12 protein-coding genes are annotated in these 16,834 nt (G+C 59.9%); 4 read left to right on the top strand and 8 right to left on the bottom strand.

Annotated elements, in window-relative coordinates; translation table 11 throughout:
- Nucleotides 1-297: 297 nt before the first annotated feature.
- A complete protein-coding gene (locus VK574_RS07345; protein ID WP_472799182.1) occupies nucleotides 298-522 on the bottom strand; it encodes a DUF2905 domain-containing protein in 225 nt (74 codons plus the stop codon).
- Between the two features lie 89 nt (nucleotides 523-611).
- Here VK574_RS07345 and VK574_RS07340 point away from each other — a divergent pair, with 89 nt between their 5' ends.
- The 4 genes from VK574_RS07340 to VK574_RS07325 all read left to right on the top strand — a co-directional run bounded on the left by VK574_RS07340 (nucleotide 612) and on the right by VK574_RS07325 (nucleotide 10,104).
- The gene (locus VK574_RS07340) at nucleotides 612-1,772 is read left to right on the top strand and encodes a potassium channel family protein (RefSeq protein WP_472799181.1); all 1,161 of its coding nucleotides are present in this window, start codon (nucleotides 612-614) and stop codon (nucleotides 1,770-1,772) included.
- A gap of 128 nt (nucleotides 1,773-1,900) precedes the next feature.
- A complete protein-coding gene (locus tag VK574_RS07335) occupies nucleotides 1,901-3,742 on the top strand; it encodes a phosphoenolpyruvate carboxykinase (GTP) (RefSeq protein WP_472799180.1) in 1,842 nt (613 codons plus the stop codon).
- 328 nt (nucleotides 3,743-4,070) lie between these two features.
- Nucleotides 4,071-8,666 (top strand): glutamate synthase large subunit, encoded by a 4,596-nt coding sequence (gltB, locus tag VK574_RS07330; protein WP_472799179.1) that lies wholly within the window; start codon nucleotides 4,071-4,073, stop codon nucleotides 8,664-8,666.
- Complete coding sequence (locus VK574_RS07325; RefSeq protein WP_472799178.1) at nucleotides 8,659-10,104, top strand: glutamate synthase subunit beta; 1,446 nt, start codon at nucleotides 8,659-8,661, stop codon at nucleotides 10,102-10,104. Before gltB ends, VK574_RS07325 begins: the two co-directional genes overlap by 8 nt.
- 224 nt (nucleotides 10,105-10,328) lie before the next feature.
- Here VK574_RS07325 and VK574_RS07320 read toward each other — a convergent pair whose 3' ends face one another.
- From VK574_RS07320 to VK574_RS07290, 7 genes are all read right to left on the bottom strand, one after another.
- Complete coding sequence (locus tag VK574_RS07320; RefSeq protein ID WP_472799177.1) at nucleotides 10,329-11,039, bottom strand: VTT domain-containing protein; 711 nt, start codon at nucleotides 11,037-11,039, stop codon at nucleotides 10,329-10,331.
- On the bottom strand, nucleotides 11,036-12,835 hold the full coding sequence (locus tag VK574_RS07315; protein WP_472799176.1) for a glycoside hydrolase family 15 protein: 1,800 nt from the start codon (nucleotides 12,833-12,835) through the stop codon (nucleotides 11,036-11,038). The genes VK574_RS07320 and VK574_RS07315 overlap by 4 nt, the downstream gene beginning before the upstream one ends.
- An 8-nt stretch (nucleotides 12,836-12,843) precedes the next feature.
- Nucleotides 12,844-13,614: an SDR family NAD(P)-dependent oxidoreductase gene (locus VK574_RS07310; RefSeq protein WP_472799175.1), complete on the bottom strand. Its 771-nt coding sequence runs from the start codon at nucleotides 13,612-13,614 to the stop codon at nucleotides 12,844-12,846.
- Between the two features lie 272 nt (nucleotides 13,615-13,886).
- Complete coding sequence (locus tag VK574_RS07305; protein ID WP_472799174.1) at nucleotides 13,887-14,225, bottom strand: DUF1634 domain-containing protein; 339 nt, start codon at nucleotides 14,223-14,225, stop codon at nucleotides 13,887-13,889.
- A gap of 62 nt (nucleotides 14,226-14,287) precedes the next feature.
- On the bottom strand, nucleotides 14,288-15,130 hold the full coding sequence (locus VK574_RS07300; protein ID WP_472799173.1) for a sulfite exporter TauE/SafE family protein: 843 nt from the start codon (nucleotides 15,128-15,130) through the stop codon (nucleotides 14,288-14,290).
- A 36-nt stretch (nucleotides 15,131-15,166) separates the two neighbouring features.
- Nucleotides 15,167-16,276 carry a hypothetical protein gene (locus VK574_RS07295; RefSeq protein ID WP_472799172.1) on the bottom strand — a complete coding sequence of 370 codons (1,110 nt, stop codon included), beginning with the start codon at nucleotides 16,274-16,276 and terminating at the stop codon, nucleotides 15,167-15,169.
- Nucleotides 16,277-16,340: 64 nt separating this feature from the next.
- Nucleotides 16,341-16,676, bottom strand: coding sequence for a DUF3175 domain-containing protein (locus VK574_RS07290; RefSeq protein ID WP_472799171.1), 336 nt, complete (start codon nucleotides 16,674-16,676; stop codon nucleotides 16,341-16,343).
- Between the last annotated feature and the right edge of the window lie 158 nt (nucleotides 16,677-16,834).

The following is a 16,834-nucleotide window of genomic DNA, read 5'->3' as shown; positions in this document are numbered from 1 at the left end:
TCAAATGGCCCTGCCGAAATATTTCTCAGCCGAAAGGCTCAATGGCTAGGCCCTAAGAAAAGCCCGGCTAAATCGTTTCAGTAGACCGTCAACCACGCTATCGCTAATGGCCGTGTGAGGGTGTGTGATGATCGTCACGGATCAATGGTCGAGAGTTCACATTGCACCCATTTCGAAATGGCGCGAGCGGTTGCATGTACCTGTCTTATCAACAGATAGCGTTTACTGTTGAGATCCCTGGGAAGTAGGTATCGAGGAGCGACGACCCGGCCGTTTGTTTCGAGATCAAGGGGCGTTTCAGCGGCGAAATCGAGAGATCAGATAGAAGAGGATGGAAAGCACCACACTGATCAATATCGAGGTCCCAAGGGGAAAGAGGACCGTCACGTTCTTTCCCCGGTAGGAGAAATCCCCAGGCAGCCGACCCAGCGGCAGTCCGAGGCGTGCCGCAATCAGCAGTGCGGCTCCAATTACAAGCAGCAGGAGACCGAGGCCGAGAAGCGCTTTTCCAAGTTCAACCATAGGGCTCGGAGAGGCCTTGACTCGGCTAGGATACGATAGTCGGACGTTGCGCAATCGGGCGCCGGGAAGAGCGCCGCCGAAGGAGGTCAATGCAAATCTTCACCATGTTTGTGGGCATTCTCTGTTTGTTGGTCGTCCTGCTCGATGCCTTTCAAACCATCATCCTGCCGCGCCGGGCTGCGGGACGCCTTCGGCTTACGCGCATCTTTTACATCCTTACCTGGATTCCCTGGAGATTCATTGCCGTCCGCATCCAGCACCCGCGGAAGCGCGAGACCGCCCTCAGCTTCTACGGTCCGCTTTCACTCATCTTTCTTCTCGTCGTCTGGGCCTGCGGCATGGTCTTTGGTTTCTCCCTCGTCTATTACGCCCTCGGCAGTCCATTCACTGACTCTTCCCGTCCCATCGGATACTTAACCGACCTGTACGTCAGCGGCACCAATTTCTTCACGCTCGGTCTCGGGGATGTCACTCCACATGCGTTGATCGCGCGTGTCCTCTCCACCTGTGAAGCCGGCACAGGCTTCGGCTTTCTCGCCATCGTCATGGGCTACTTCCCGGTCCTCTACGGCGCATTCTCGCGGCGCGAAGTCAGCATCTCTCTCCTCGATGCCCGTGCCGGTTCCCCACCAACCGCTGCCGAACTTATGCGTCGCCACTCCTTCGATGGAGCAGAAAACGCTCTCGCCACGCTTCTTTCCGAATGGGAGCGATGGTCTGCTGAACTACTTGAGAGTCATATCTCCTATACCCTGCTCTGTTATTTCCGGTCGCAGCACACCAACCAAAGCTGGCTCAGCGCACTCACCACCATGCTCGACACATCTGCTCTGCTCATCGCGGGCGTTCAAGGACATGAAGCCCGACAGGCGCAACTCACCTTCGCGATGGCTCGTCACGCCATAGTCGATCTCGCCCAGGTCTTCTCGATCAAGCCAAACCAGAGCTTTCCCGACCGATTGCCGCGCGAGCGCTACGAACAGCTCTATCAATTGCTCTGCCAGAGCGGCGTCAGTGTCTGCCGCGACGGCCAATCCTATGAACGTCTCCGCGATCTTCGCGCCCTATACGAGGGTTATGCCGTCGGCCTCAGCGAACAGCTGTGCATGCCACTCCCACCCTGGATGACCGAGCATCCCCACAAGGACAACTGGCTCGCCGTCGCCAAGGTCCGCGACCAGGCTGAAGCCGCCAATCCGGAGCCAAACACCATTGCCGAAGTCATTGACCGGCACCACCACGAATTCTAGATCACTAATTCCCTGCGGCGCACTACGATAAACTGTTGCGTCCAAGGTATCGGGATTCTTCCACTTTCACTCAAGCTATAGTTTCTGTAGCCTGTAAGAGACAGGCAGCGCAGGAGAACCATATCAATATGAAGCAATCCGTTCTCAACCACGAGCCGGCCGCTCTCCAAACACCGCCAACAACCAATAAGCACCTGATTCGATGGGTCGAAAAGATGGCCGAGCTCTGCCGCCCCGACTCCATCCATTGGGTCGACGGGTCCCAGGCGGAATACGACTTCCTCTGCGATCGTCTCATCGATGCCGGAACCTTCACGCGCCTCGATCAGAAAAAATGGCCGGGGTGCTACTATGCCCGCTCTGCTCCGAACGACGTCGCCCGCGTCGAAGACCGCACGTTTATCTGTTCCCTCTCGCGCGACGCCGCCGGTCCCACCAATAACTGGGAAGACCCCTACGTCATGCGCCGCCGCCTCAAGCAGCTCTTCAAGGGCTGCATGCAGGGCCGCACCATGTACGTGCTCCCCTTCAGCATGGGCCCGGTAGGATCGTCCATGTCCGGCATCGGCGTCGAACTCACGGACTCAGCCTATGTCGTCGTCAACATGCGCATCATGGCTCGAATCGGCGCTCCCGTTTTCGCTGAGATCGACAAGGACGAAAAGCGTGTCGTTCCTTGCATGCACACCGTGGGTGTGCCGCTCAAGCCCGGCCAGCAGGACGTTCCCTGGCCCTGCAACGACACCAAGTACATCGTCCACTTCCCTGAGACCCGCGAGATCTGGTCCTACGGTTCCGGCTACGGCGGCAATGCCCTGCTCAGCAAGAAGTGTTTCGCGCTCCGCATCGCGTCAAACATCGCGCGCGACGAGGGGTGGATGGCCGAACACATGCTCATCCTCGGCGTCGAAAGTCCCGATGGCGAAAAAACCTACGTCGCCGCCGCCTTTCCATCCGCCTGCGGAAAAACCAACTTCGCCATGCTCATACCACCCAAGTCCATGCACGGCTGGAAGGTGTGGACAGTCGGCGACGACATCGCGTGGATCAGACCCGATACCCATGGCCGCTTAAGAGCCATCAATCCTGAATACGGGTTCTTTGGAGTCGCTCCTGGAACGAGCGTGAAAACAAACCCCTCGGCAATGACGGCACTCGCGCGCAACAGCATATTCACCAATGTCGCGCTCACTCCCGACGGTGGAGTCTGGTGGGAAGGCATGACCGACAAGCCGCCGGCCGAATGCCTCGATTGGCACGGAGAGCATTGGACACCTGCCATCGGGAAAAAGAACGGCACCACCGCCGCGCACCCCAATGGACGCTTCACTGCTCCCGCCTCGCAATGCCCCACCATGGATCCTGCCTGGGAGTCTCCTGAAGGCGTTCCCATCAGCGCAATCATCTTCGGCGGCCGCCGTTCTCATACTCTCCCCCTCGTCTACCAGGCCTTCAACTGGTCCAGCGGCGTCTATCTCGGCGCCACCATGGGCTCTGAGACCACCGCTGCCGCTGCCGGCGCCGTTGGCAAAGTCCGTCGTGATCCCATGGCAATGCTTCCCTTCTGCGGCTACCACATGGGCGACTACTTCCGTCACTGGATCAAAATGCAACGCGGCCTCGACGTCACTCCCCGCATCTTCAACGTGAACTGGTTCCGCAAAGACGACAACGGTAAATTCCTCTGGCCCGGCTTCAGCGAAAACATGCGCGTGCTCCGCTGGATCGTCGAACGCGTGCAAGGCCATGGCCGTGGTCGCGAAACGGCCATCGGCTGGGTACCTCGCTACGAAGACATCGACTGGACCGGCCTCGACTTTCCGCGCGAAGCCTTCGACGCTCTCATGACCGTCGACCGCGCAGCCTGGCGCAAGGAAGTCATCGCCCACGAAGAGCTGTTCATCGAACTCCACGATCATCTCCCCCCAGAGATGATCTATGAGCGCGAACTCCTCATTTGCAAACTCTGATCATTCCACGGGGAGCGAAATCACGACGTTGCGCGCACCGGGCTTGCAGCCGAATATGCGTCGGGGCTTTCCAGCCCCTGCATCCGTTGCCCTTCCACGCGTGTGGAAAACAAAGCCTTAATTCGGCCCATTCCGTAATTCGGGAATAACGGAATCGGAATTCAGATATAGTAGAGAGTTCAGCACTATCCCCATGTGTCTGGGCCTGCCACGACGGGCCCCTCAGAACTACCCCGGCGAATTCCATTGGAAAACGCCTCGCTGATTGTGTCTTTGCCGTTCCTGACCGCTGAAAACGCAGAGCGACATCATTCATAAGAAGGTAGCCATGCAGATATCGGATCAACGCCATCGCTTTCCCAAACCTCAGGGCCTCTACCATCCACGCAATGAACACGATGCGTGCGGCATGGGCCTCGTGGCCAGCATCAAGGGCGAAAAAAGCCACGACATTATCCGCAAGGGCCTCGAGGTGCTCATCAACCTCACCCATCGCGGCGCGGCAGGCTGCGATCCGGAGACTGGCGACGGTGCAGGCATTCTCATCCAGATCCCTCACGTCTTCTTCGCGCGCGAGTGCGGCGAACTCGGCATCCAGCTCCCCGGCCCCGGCGCGTACGGCGTCGCCATGGTCTTCCTTCCGGTTGACAAGCACAGCCGCCTTCAGTGTGAAGGAGTTTTCGAGCGTATCGCCGCCGCGGAAGGCCTGAAAGTCTTAGGCTGGCGCGACACACCTGTCAACGGAGACGCCATCGGCCGCGAAGCCCGTGCCTCGCAACCGTACATAGAACAATTCTTCGTTGGCTGTCCGAATGGCATGGATGAGGACACCTTCGAGCGCTTGCTCTACCTCGTCCGCCGCCGCACCGAAAACGAGATGGCCGCCTCCGACATCGAGGGCAAGGACGACTTCTACGTCCCCTCCTTTTCCTGCCGCACCATCGTCTACAAGGGCCTTATGCTGGCGCCGCAGATCGAAAAGTTCTACTTCGAGCTGGCCAATCCCCTCGTCACCAGCGCCCTCTGCCTCGTCCACCAGCGCTTCTCCACCAACACCTTCCCAAGCTGGAAGCTCGCCCATCCCTACCGCTATGTGGCCCACAACGGCGAAATCAACACCATCCGCGGCAACGTCAGTTGGATGACCGCCCGCCAGTCGATTCTCGACAACCCGCTCCACGGCGAAAAAATCAAGGAACTCTTTCCCGTCATCATGCCCGAGGGCAGCGACTCCGCCTCGCTCGACAATGCCGTCGAATTCCTCTTCCAGTCCGGACGTTCCCTTCCCCACGTCATGGCCATGCTCATCCCTGAAGCATGGGCCGGCAATCCCGACATGGATGAAGACAAGCGCGCCTTCTACGAGTACCACGCATCGCTGATGGAACCATGGGATGGCCCTGCCGCCATCGCCTTTACTGACGGACGCGTCGTCGGCGCCACACTCGACCGCAACGGCCTCCGCCCCGGCCGCTACTTCGTCACGAAAGATGATCTCGTTGTCCTCGCCTCCGAAGCCGGCGTTCTCGACCTCCCCGCTGAAGACATTCGCAAGAAGGGCCGCCTGCAGCCGGGCCGCATGTTCCTCGTCGACACGGTCCAGAAGCGCATCATCTCCGACACCGAAATCAAGAAGAGCCTCGCCGCACGCCAGCCCTACGCCGACTGGCTCAAAGAGCAACAGGTCTCGCTCGATTCCCTGCCCGAGCCGTCGCGCGTCATCGCATCGAATCCCGAAACCCTTCTGCGCCGCCAGCGCGCATACGGCTACAGCGAAGAAGACCTTCGTCTGCTGCTCGCTCCCATGGGCGCACGCGGCGAAGAGCCTGTCGGCTCGATGGGCACGGACACGCCACTTGCCTGCCTGTCAGACCGCCCGCAACCGCTCTTCAACTACTTCAAGCAACTCTTCGCCCAGGTCACCAATCCGCCCATCGATCCCATCCGCGAAGAACTCGTCATGTCGCTCATCAGCTACATCGGCACCGAGCGCAACATCCTCGACGAAACTCCCGAAAACTGCCACACGCTCAAGCTGCCGCACCCGATTCTTTCCAATCGAGATTTGGAAAAGCTCCGTCGCGTCTCCTCCGGCGATCTGCTCGCCACTACGCTTCCCGCTCTCTTCCGCGCCGAGGATGGCGAACCCGGCCTGCGTCACTCGCTGGAGGAACTCAGCGCGCGCGCCGCGCATGCCGTCGCTTCCGGATACACGCTGCTCATCATCTCCGACCGCGGCGTCGATCCCACCTACGCGCCCATCCCAAGCCTCCTCGCCATGGCCGCTGTGCACAACCGCCTCGTCAAAGAGAAGACCCGCACCCAGGTCGCCCTTATCATCGAGAGCGGCGAGCCTCGCGAAGTCATGCACTTCGCCCTCCTCATCGGATACGGCGCCAGTGCCATCAACCCCTATCTCGCTATCGAGACGCTGCACGACCTCAAGCGCCGTGGTCTCCTGCCCCATAACGTCTCCGCCGGTCACGCGGAAAAGAGCTTCATCAAAGCCATCAACAAAGGCCTGCTGAAAACCTTCTCCAAGATGGGCATCAGCACCCTGCAAAGCTATCGAGGCGCCCAGGTGTTCGAAGCCATCGGCCTCAACGACGACCTCATCCAGACCTACTTCCCGCGTACCGCATCACGCATCGAAGGCGTCGGACTCGACGTGCTCGCTCGTGAAGCGCAGATGAAGCACGCCTACGCCTTCCAGCCCCTCACCGACTCTGAGACCGAATTGGTTGTCGGTGGCCACTATCAGTACCGCGAGGGCGGCGAGTATCACCTGCTCAATCCCCTCACCATCAGCAAGCTCCAGCATGCGGTTCAAGCCAACAGCGCAACCACTTTCCAGGAGTACACCGACCTCCTCGATCTCCAGAACCGCACCCTCTGCACCCTGCGCGGTTTGCTGAAACTCAAGTACGCCGTCAAGCCCATCCCGATCGAAGAAGTTGAGCCCGCCAAGGAAATCGTCAAGCGCTTCACCACGGGCGCCATGAGCTTCGGCTCCATCAGCAAGGAGGCCCACGAAACGCTCGCCATCGCGATGAACCGCCTCGGCGGCATGTCAAACACCGGCGAAGGCGGCGAAGAGGAATCGCGCTTCACTCCCGATCCCAACGGCGACTCTCGCCGCAGTGCCGTCAAGCAGGTTGCCAGCGGCCGCTTCGGCGTCACCACCAACTACCTCGTTAACGCTGACGAGTTGCAGATCAAGATGGCGCAGGGTGCAAAGCCCGGCGAAGGCGGCCAGCTCCCCGGTCACAAGGTTGACGATGTCATTGCCAGGACACGCCACTCCATTCCCGGTGTCGGACTCATCTCGCCGCCGCCGCACCACGACATCTATTCCATCGAAGATCTTGCGCAGTTGATCTACGACCTCAAGAACGTCAATCCGAAAGCCCGCATCGCCGTCAAGCTCGTCTCTGAAGTCGGCGTCGGCACCGTGGCTGCCGGTGTTTCAAAGGCGCACGCCGACGTCGTGCTCATCTCAGGTGACAATGGTGGAACCGGCGCATCTCCGCTCAGCTCCATCAAGCACGCCGGCCTTCCCTGGGAACTCGGCCTCGCGGAAACCCAGCAAGTGCTGCTGCTCAATGACCTCCGGGGCCGCATCAAGGTTCAGACCGACGGCAAACTCCAGACCGGACGCGACGTCGTCATCGCTGCCCTTCTCGGCGCCGAGGAATTTGGCTTCGCCACCACGCCCCTCATCGCCATGGGCTGCATCATGATGCGCAAGTGCCACCTCAACACCTGTTCCGTCGGCATCGCCACGCAGGACCCGGTTCTCCGCGCCCGGTTCACCGGCCAGCCTGAGCACGTCGTTAATTTCTTCTTCTTCATCGCCGAACAGGTCCGCGAGCACATGGCTAAACTCGGCTTCCGCACCATGGACGAGATGGTAGGCCGCGTCGACAAGATCGAAGCCTCACTCGCCGACGCTCACTGGAAAGCCAAAGGCATCGATCTCTCCTCGATCCTCTACGCGCCCACCGTTCCCTCGCGCGTGGCACGTCGCAAGATACAGGCGCAGGATCACGGCCTCGATCAGGCTCTCGATCACGCCCTGATTGCGAAAGCCGCGCCCGCCCTCGAGTCAAAAACACCCGTCACCGGCAACTTCGCCATCCGCAACGTCCACCGTACCGTCGGCGGCATGTTGGGCGGCCAGATCGCCCGCCGCTACGGGTCAGCTGGGCTTCCGGATAACACCATCCACTTCAAGTTCGAAGGCTCGGCCGGCCAGAGCTTCGGCGCATTTGTTCCCAACGGCGTCACCCTCGAACTCGAAGGCGACAGCAACGACTACCTCGGCAAGGGCCTCTCTGGCGGACGCATCATCGCATATCCGCCGAAGACCTCTTTCTTCCTGCCCGAAGAAAGCATCCTCGTTGGCAACGTCGTTCTCTACGGCGCCACCAGCGGTGAAGTCTTCCTCAACGGCATTGCCGGCGAGCGCTTCGCCGTCCGCAACTCCGGCGCCACCGCTATCGTTGAAGGGGTCGGCGATCACGGCTGCGAATACATGACCAACGGAACCGTCGTCGTGCTCGGTACCACGGGGCGCAATTTCGCCGCGGGCATGAGCGGTGGCCGCGCCTTCGTGTTTGATGATCAGGGCGACTTCTCCACGCGCCGCTGCAATAAAGCCAGCGTCGATCTCGAGCCGCTTGAAACCGAAGCGGACATCGCCGAAGTCCGCGCCCTTCTCGAGCGCCATCGCGATTACACCGGCAGCCCGCGCGCTGCGTGGATTCTCGAGCGCTGGGCCGACGCGCAGCCGAAATTCATCAAGGTCTTCCCGCACGAGTACAAACGCGTGCTCGGTGTCGAACGCGTCGACACCATCTACTGTCCGCCAACAAACGCAGCGCCTCAGGCCGAGGCGGCAGCCCAAGAGGTGCAGCATGGGTAAAGTCACAGGATTTCTCGAAATCGAACGCGAACAGGCGACACGCCGAAACATCGAAGAACGCGTGCAGGACTGGTTCGAAATCTATCAGCCATTCCCTGAAGAAAAGCAGCGCGAGCAGAGTGCCCGCTGCATGGACTGCGGCGTCCCCTTCTGCCATACCGGCTGCCCCGTCAACAACCTCATCCCCGATTGGAACGACCTCGCCTACAACGGCCGCTGGCAAAACGCCATCCGCCGCTTGCACGCCACCAACAACTTCCCCGAGTTCACTGGCCGCATCTGCCCCGCACCTTGCGAAGCCTCTTGCGTACTCGCCATCAATCAGCCCGCAGTCTCTATCAAGCTCATCGAACGCAGCATCGTCGAGCGCGCATGGGATGAAGGTTGGATCCAGCCCGAGCCGCCTGAGCAGAACACCGGCAAGCGCGTCGCCGTCGTCGGCAGCGGCCCCGCCGGCCTCGCCGCAGCCCAGCAACTCCGTCGCGCCGGCCATTCCGTCTCCGTCTACGAAAAAAACGATCGCGTCGGCGGCCTGCTCCGCTATGGCATTCCCAACTTCAAGCTTGAAAAGCACGTCCTCGATCGCCGTCTCCAGCAGATGCGCGCCGAAGGCGTCACCTTCCTCACCAACGCGCATGTGGGCGGCAACGTTCCCATCGAATCTCTCACCGGACACTACGACGCCATCCTGCTCGCCGGCGGTGCCGAGCATCCGCGCGATCTCACGATTCCCGGCCGCGAACTTAAAGGCATTCACTTCGCCATGGAGTTCCTGCCCCAGCAGAACCGTCGCAACGAAGGCGACTACGTTGATCCGGCCATCTCCATCAGCGCTGCGGGCAAGCGCGTGCTCATCATTGGCGGCGGAGACACCGGCGCAGACTGCCTCGGCACCACTCATCGCCAGGGAGCAAAGAGCGTGCACCAGATTGAAATCATGCCCAAGCCGCCCGAGACCCGCGCATCGTCAACGCCGTGGCCGCTCTGGCCCTTGCAACTGCGCACTGAAGGCGCGCACGAAGAAGGCGGTATTCGCGACTGGGCCATCAACAGCGTCCGCTTCACCGGCGATGAGAACGGCAATGTGAAACAGGTTCATGCCCTCCGCGTTGGTCCGCCACCGAAGTTCGAGCCCATCGCCGGCTCCGAGTTCACCCTCGACGTCGATCTGGTGCTTCTCGCCATGGGCTTCCTCGGTCCAGTCAAAGGCGGCATGATCGAGCAGTTGGGCGTCGCCCTCGACCAGCGCGGCAACATCGCCACCAACGCGGAATACATGACCTCCGTCGATGGCATCTTCGCCGCCGGCGACATGCGCCGTGGTCAGTCGCTCGTAGTCTGGGCCATCGCGGAAGGCCGCAAAGCCGCAGCAGCCGTCGACACTTACCTTGCAACCAAACAGCCCACAGCGCCCATGCTCAGGCACGCGCGGGCATAGCCCGCTAGCGCTGTCATTCCCACCAACGTAGCCTGTGTTAGTGCTGTCATTCCGACCGACCAACGGGAGTGGAGGAACCTGCAGTTGCACCTCCTCCTCACACCGCGAAAGCGACACGAAGTCCACCGGCCTTGTCCCAATTTCCGGTTGGCTCAACTCCAAACTGCGTTCCGCGAGACAACAAAGACAGGGAATCCCGGTCCACCCTGCATTCCGTTTTCCAGCTACTTCTTCACGCGATTCCCTCGCCGATACTTCCACACCCCATACAGCGCTCCCACCACAAGCAGCGAAATGTAGCCGACGAGTATCGGCATGCTCCAACCCTTCAAATCCTTCTGCCAGAAATTGATCACCACGCGCCCATACTTGTAGCCCACCCATGCCACCGCGCCATAGCGCACTGCGCGCGCCGTGCAGTACGAAATCAGAAAACGTCCGCGTGAAAATCCCAGCGCCCCGGCCGCAAGCAGAAACGGCATCAACGGCACCGGCGGAGGCAGCAGGGAGGCCAGCGCTACTGAGAGCAATCCATTCCGCTTCACCCAGCCCTGTACGCTACGCACAAAGCGCCCCTTCCCCAGTCGATCAAGCGCGGCTTCGCCTCCCTTCTTCCCCGCAGCCCAGGTGGTATAACCGCCAATGACCGACCCCACAAACGCGCATGAACCAAACAGGATTGGCGAGCCAGCCGACTGCGACCGAAACGCCGTCAAGAACAGCAGCACCAGGTCCGTGCTTCCCGGCAGCGGTATCGGGATTACCGACGAATCAACCACCGCAAGCGCGAATATCCCCACGGCACCCAGGTGCATCAACCAGCGAAGCGCGTGTGATGATCCCCCCTTCGCTGCAGAAGGATTGGACGCAGGGTCAAGAAACGAAGCTGCGAACGCCATCCACTTCGCCGAAACCGGGCCCACCGCGATTCTCAACTCTGGCCCTGCCGACGCGCACGCTTGCCCACGCCCGCCATACCTTCAAGATCGAATGCCGCATTCAGCAGCGCGATATGCGAGAACGCCTGCGGAAAGTTCCCCACCAGCCGTTTCCCTTCCGTGTCGTACTCCTCCGAAAGCAATCCCAGGTCGTTCGTCAGTTTCAGCAGATCCTCAAACAGCTTCCTTGCCTCCGGCTCGCGCCCAACCGCTTTCAGGCTGCTCACCATCCAGAAACTGCAAGCGAGAAAGACACCCTCTCCCGGAGGAAGTCCATCGTCCGCCTTCGAGGTGTCATAGCGCAGCACCAACCCGTCCCGCATCAGCTCGCGCCTGATTGCCTCCACGGTATTCTGCACTCGCCGATCCGATCCCGGCAGAAAACCCACCAGAGGCATCTGTAGCAGCGATGCATCCAACTCATTCGATCCATACGCCCGCACAAAACAACCGCGCTCTGCGTTGAACCCACTCTCGCAAATCTGCGCATGAATCGCGTCTCGTATCGACTTCCACTGCTCAATAGGCGCCTTATAGTTCATCTGCTCCGCCAGCAGCACCGCGCGATCAAACGCCACCCATGCCATCATCTTCGAATATGTAAACTGCTGCGGGCCTCCGCGCGTCTCCCATATCCCCTCATCCGGCTCCTGCCAAATCGTCTCCAGATGCTTTAGCAGCTGCACCAGCACCCTGAAGTCATCTTCCGAATGCCTTCCCACCTTGTGTTGCGCGTGAAAAAAGCAGTCCAGCACCTCCCCGTAGATGTCCAGTTGCACTTGCATCGACGCCGCATTGCCGATCCTCACCGGCTTGGAATCTTCGTACCCCGGCAGCCAGCCAACTTCCCACTCCAGCAGTTGCCGCTCGCCGCGCAGACCGTACATGATCTGCACCTGGTCGGGGCTCCCCGCCAGCGCCCGCAGCAGCCAATCCTGCCAAGCCTCCGCCTCGTCGATGTAGCCTGCATTCGAAAGCGCCAGCAGCGTAAAGGTCGTGTCCCGCAGCCAGCAGTAGCGATAGTCCCAGTTCCGCACCCCGCCAATGCACTCGGGCAGCGACGTCGTCACTGCCGCTACCACTCCTCCCGTGGGCATATAGGTCATCGCTTTCAGCGTAATGAGAGACCGTTCGATAATCTCTCCATACTTCCCCTCGTATTGCAGAACCTCCGTCCACTCCTGCCAGAAGCTCTCCGTTTCCCGCAAGGCACCCTCTACATCCTTGCCACCCGGATCGTCCTCGTAAGAGAGCCCATACGCCAGCGAGAACCGGACACGTTCCCCGGCCGCAACCTTGAACTCCGCCAGCGTCTTCAGATTCTCGCCCCGGGTCTCGACTGAAGCGCGCAGAATCGCCAGATTTGGTCCCGCCACCGCGCGAACTCCGTTTTCCAGCGCTGTCACCCATGGCACCGTCCGCCCATAATCGAACCGAAGAGAGAGTTCCATTCCCATCTGCACCGTCCCGCGCAACCCCTCCACGATCCTCATCACATTGGAGTGCGCGTTCCGCACCGGCATAAAGTCCGTAAGGCGCACCGCGCCCTCGGCGCCTTCAAACACCGTCTCCACAATCAACGTGTGCTCGCGATATTTCCTTGTCGTCTTCCATTCACCGTCGCATGGTGCAATTTTCCAATAGCCGTTCTCGTCCGTGCCCAGCAGCTTCGCAAAGCACGCCTCAGACGAAAACGTTGGCCAGCAGAGCCAGTCAATTGAGCCGCTCTTGTCCACCAGCGCCGCCGTCTGGCAATCGCCAATCAATGCGTAATCTTCAATCCTGGAAGCCATATCTCGGTTTATTGTTCTCGATAATTGCGCATCAGTCCGCCATCCACCACAAACGTCGAGCCCGTCACATATGCCGCATCGTCCGACGCCAGAAAAGCCACAACGCCCGCTACATCATCCGGCGTGCCCATCCGCCCCAGCGGAATATTCTTGAGCAGCGCATCCAGCTTGGGCTTGTCCTCGAGCAGCGATTTATTGATCGGCGTCACAATCGCACCCGGCGCAACATTGTTCACCGTAATGCCCAGCGGGCCCAGTTCAACCGCAAGATCCCGCATCAGCATCCGCAGTCCGCCTTTGCTGCAGCAATAGGAAGCGAACCCCGGAAACACCATGTCCTCATGCACCGAGCTGATGTTGATCACGCGCCCCGGCTTCTTCGCATCGCGCAGTCGCCGCACAAACGCCTGCGTAAGAAAAAACGGCCCGCGTAAATTCACCGCCATCACCTGGTCATACTCTGACTCCGCCGTATCCCAGAAGTCCGACTTCTTTTCCATCCCTGCATTGTTTACCAGGATGTCCGCAGAACCGAACTGGCTCCATGCCGTATCCACCAGGCACTCCACATCATTGATGCGGGTAACATCGGCCAGAACAATCTTGCCCTCGCCGCCGGCCTTCTCAATTGCCTCTTCCGTTTCTCTGGCACCGTCGGGATTTCCCACGTAATCGACGATCACCTTGGCGCCCTCGCAGCCAAGCCGCTTCGCAATTCCCTGCCCGATCCCCGAACCCGCGCCGGTAACAATCGCGACCTTTCCCTGAAATCGCTTCATCGCTCCCCCAAACCAAGAGAAAAGAATGCCTGTTCTTGGCATTAGATGCGCAATCAACGGAAAGGCGCTGATTGCCTTACGAAAGCTCTGAACCTGGGGGTGGTGAGGGAAGAATCCGCCGTGAAAATTCAGACATCGGCACGAACGAGGGGTGCCCCATCCAAGCTCCGCTTGGGTGGGAAAGCACGATCTAACCAGCAGTGACCTTTGATCTTTCCGATGTCGCGCATTGACATCTATGACCGCTTTACGGCATTCCCGCAGTCACCACTTCATTGCGATCGAATAAATCCGAACACCAGCACCGCCAGCACCACCGCACTGACCGCAATATAGAGCTTATCCCGCTCGATTCCGAATGCAATCAGCGCAAACACCACCCGCGCCACCGGCGTCGCGATCAGCAGCAGCACAGCCAGTTGAATCACGGCCGCGGAATCGCCCGCCACTACTCCCTTGAGCACTCCCCCGACATGCCGAAGCGCCTGCGGCTCGCTCTTGAATATCCGGTAATCGGGAGTCGCCGTATGATGCGCCCGCACGTACAGAACTCCGCCCGCCAGCATCACAAACGACGCCAACAGCACCCCAACCTGGAGCAAACGCCCCATGATCGTCTCCATCGTGCGGTCGTTGAAATGGCTTTCGCGTCGTTCCGGCAACGGCTTCTCTCTCAGAACCACTTCGTCACCCCGTTGATAATCATCTCGACCCCCAAAGCCAGCACCACGAACGTGAACACAACGCGCAGCACTCCAACATGCGCCCGCACCAGGTAGCGCGCGCCGATCAGCGAACCGGTCAGTACCCCCAGCATCACAGGAAAAGCCAGTCCCGGCGTGATCAATCCACGATGCAGATAGATCCCCGCACTCGCCGCTGCCGTCACCCCGATCATGAAGTTGCTCGTCGTCGTCGAAACTTTGAAGGGCACCTTCATGATGCGGTCCATCGCCAGCACCTTCACCGCTCCCGATCCGATGCCCAGCAACCCCGACAGCGCTCCCGCAACAAACATGACGCTGAATCCGCCTGGAATATTCTCGACTTCATATTTGCAGCGCGAGCCATCCTTCCTCGGAAAATCGCCGGAAAGCCTCAGCCTGTCTGACCACGGGCTTCCTTTCGTCAATGGCGGAACAGGCTTGCACACCTGCTGCCACGACAAATAGGAGGAGTACAGCAGCACAACACCAAAGATGATCGCCAGCGCCTGCGTGTGCACCACCGTCGCCAGGTATGCTCCGAGGATCGCCCCCAGCGTGGTGGCCACCTCCAGAAACATCCCGATCCGCACGCTCGAAAATCCCTCGCGCACATACGCCGCCGCAGCCCCCGACGACGTCGCAATCACCGAGATCAGCGACACCCCAATTGCATAGCGAATGTCCACATGGAATCCCAGCGTCAGCAACGGCACCAGCACCACGCCGCCGCCCAGCCCCGTGAGCGCCCCTAGCAGGCCCGCCAGCAGTGCACCAATAAAAAGAAGCGCCGTAAACGTCAACAATGTCATAGAGAAATATCGATCAATTCAGCCCTTGCATTCTCACTACAACGGCTTCCCCCGAAACAAATAAAACAATTCGATCAGCAGAATCAGCACCACAGTAAACTCCAGAAAAAACGCCCGGCTCTGATTGAACTGATCCACCATATAGTTGTACAGGTCCTCGGCCGTTTTCACCTTGCGCGATACCAGTTCCTTGTAGTCCGGAACGCCCACCTTGGCCGCCGCCAGCCTGTACAGCCGCGCCGCAAACATGTCGCTCAAAAACTTGATTGCGTTATCCGCCCGCTCTGTCAGCTCCGCCACATCCAACAGCGTGGTGTGCAGCGTACGCGCCGATTTCGCCATCCGCCAACGCGCAAAGACTCCCGTCCGCTGCTCCAGCAGCGCGTATGCTTTGTCCAGAATAGCCGTCAGCAATTCGTCGTAATGCCGAAACTCCAGCAGCTGCGAATTCGCATACTCCAGCAGTTGAATCGCCGTCTCCGCGCCCGCCGAGCTGTCGTAAAGAAACGCCGCATTCCAACCAATCACCGTCAGATCGTTCGCATAATACGAAATCTGCGAATGCAGAACCTCGTTGCACTCTCCCGCAGACAGCTGCATACGGTCTCCGCGAACCACCTGCGCAATCTCCAGCCCGTGGTCCCGAATCAAGTCCGAAGCCGGCGGTCCTCCCGGCGCCTCGCTCACATGAAAAATGAAGTAGTCTTCGCTCAGCCACCGCGCAGCCGGCCGAATCATCGCTGCCGCACATTGATCCAGCCTTGCCCTTACCAGCGGTTCGGCTCGCGACGCAAAATCGATATCCCACACCCACCGGCTCGCCAGTTGCACCAGGTTGTCCCACCCGCCTGAGAACGGCAGCTGAAACACGACGCTGACCACGCCATAATCGTAGTACTTGATTACGCCTTCCAACCGCTCTCCGCTGTCGAGTTGCAGCGCCTCCAGCGGTTCCACCACCGGGGGCCGCTCATAGCGCACGTACGCCGGCGCACCGTGCTTCATGCTCGGCTGCTGCTGAACCGTCCGCTCCCTCACGTTCCTCAGGAGATCCAGGCGCAGTTCCTCGCACACGTCAAACTGGATCAGCACAAGAACTGAGCCGTTCAGCAAATTCGTTGCGGTCGTTGGGGAGGTATTCGGCACCTACAAGCGCATGGTAAAGCATCGCACCCGCGTCTCGCGTCAACAGCAACCGATCTGCGCGCTGCTAATCGGCGCGCGACCTGGCCTTCTCCCGGGCGGCTTTCACGCGTTTCGAAAGCAGCTTCTTCGCCCTTTCCAGTTCCGCTCTACGCGACTTGCTGAGCCCTTTTCCGGCCCGATTGATGAAATAGGTCAGCATCCGCATTCCCGACCCCGGCCCCTTCGGCGAAACCTTCTTCGACGCCAGTTGCCGTGCGATCGTCTCAGCATCCTTCGTGAACAGGCCTTCCTGCGGATACGTCGAAACCGTCTTGACCTTGCTCACCCACTTCCGCTTTGACCCGGCTCCAGAGCCGCGCTTCTTTGCTCCAGACCTGCGCTTTTCTGTTTTCGTAATCAATGCGCGCTCCCTAATGCCTCTTGAAATATTGAACGTCGCGCTCGTGCTTCTTCGCCTTCTCCAGCGTTGAAAATGTCCCGAGGTTGCGCCTCTTTCCTGTGGAGACATCCTTCTTCTTCGAATACAAACGAAATTCTCCGGATTTGAGTTTACGAATC

Origin of the sequence: Occallatibacter sp., assembly GCF_035317045.1 — a bacterium.
In the GTDB taxonomy this organism is placed as follows: Bacteria; Acidobacteriota; Terriglobia; order Terriglobales; family Acidobacteriaceae; genus Telmatobacter.
This window is presented reverse-complemented; position numbering and strand designations above follow the sequence as displayed.

What these genes read in the sequence shown, in the direction of transcription:
- VK574_RS07325 (WP_472799178.1), top strand. Translation starts at nt 8,659, where the DNA reads ATGGGTAAAGTCACAGGATTTCTCGAAATCGAACGCGAACAGGCGACA.
- VK574_RS07340 (WP_472799181.1), top strand. Translation starts at nt 612, where the DNA reads ATGCAAATCTTCACCATGTTTGTGGGCATTCTCTGTTTGTTGGTCGTC.
- VK574_RS07300 (WP_472799173.1), bottom strand. Translation starts at nt 15,130, where the DNA reads ATGACATTGTTGACGTTTACGGCGCTTCTTTTTATTGGTGCACTGCTG.
- VK574_RS07345 (WP_472799182.1), bottom strand. Translation starts at nt 522, where the DNA reads ATGGTTGAACTTGGAAAAGCGCTTCTCGGCCTCGGTCTCCTGCTGCTT.
- VK574_RS07335 (WP_472799180.1), top strand. Translation starts at nt 1,901, where the DNA reads ATGAAGCAATCCGTTCTCAACCACGAGCCGGCCGCTCTCCAAACACCG.
- VK574_RS07315 (WP_472799176.1), bottom strand. Translation starts at nt 12,835, where the DNA reads ATGGCTTCCAGGATTGAAGATTACGCATTGATTGGCGATTGCCAGACG.
- gltB (WP_472799179.1), top strand. Translation starts at nt 4,071, where the DNA reads ATGCAGATATCGGATCAACGCCATCGCTTTCCCAAACCTCAGGGCCTC.
- VK574_RS07305 (WP_472799174.1), bottom strand. Translation starts at nt 14,225, where the DNA reads ATGGGGCGTTTGCTCCAGGTTGGGGTGCTGTTGGCGTCGTTTGTGATG.
- VK574_RS07310 (WP_472799175.1), bottom strand. Translation starts at nt 13,614, where the DNA reads ATGAAGCGATTTCAGGGAAAGGTCGCGATTGTTACCGGCGCGGGTTCG.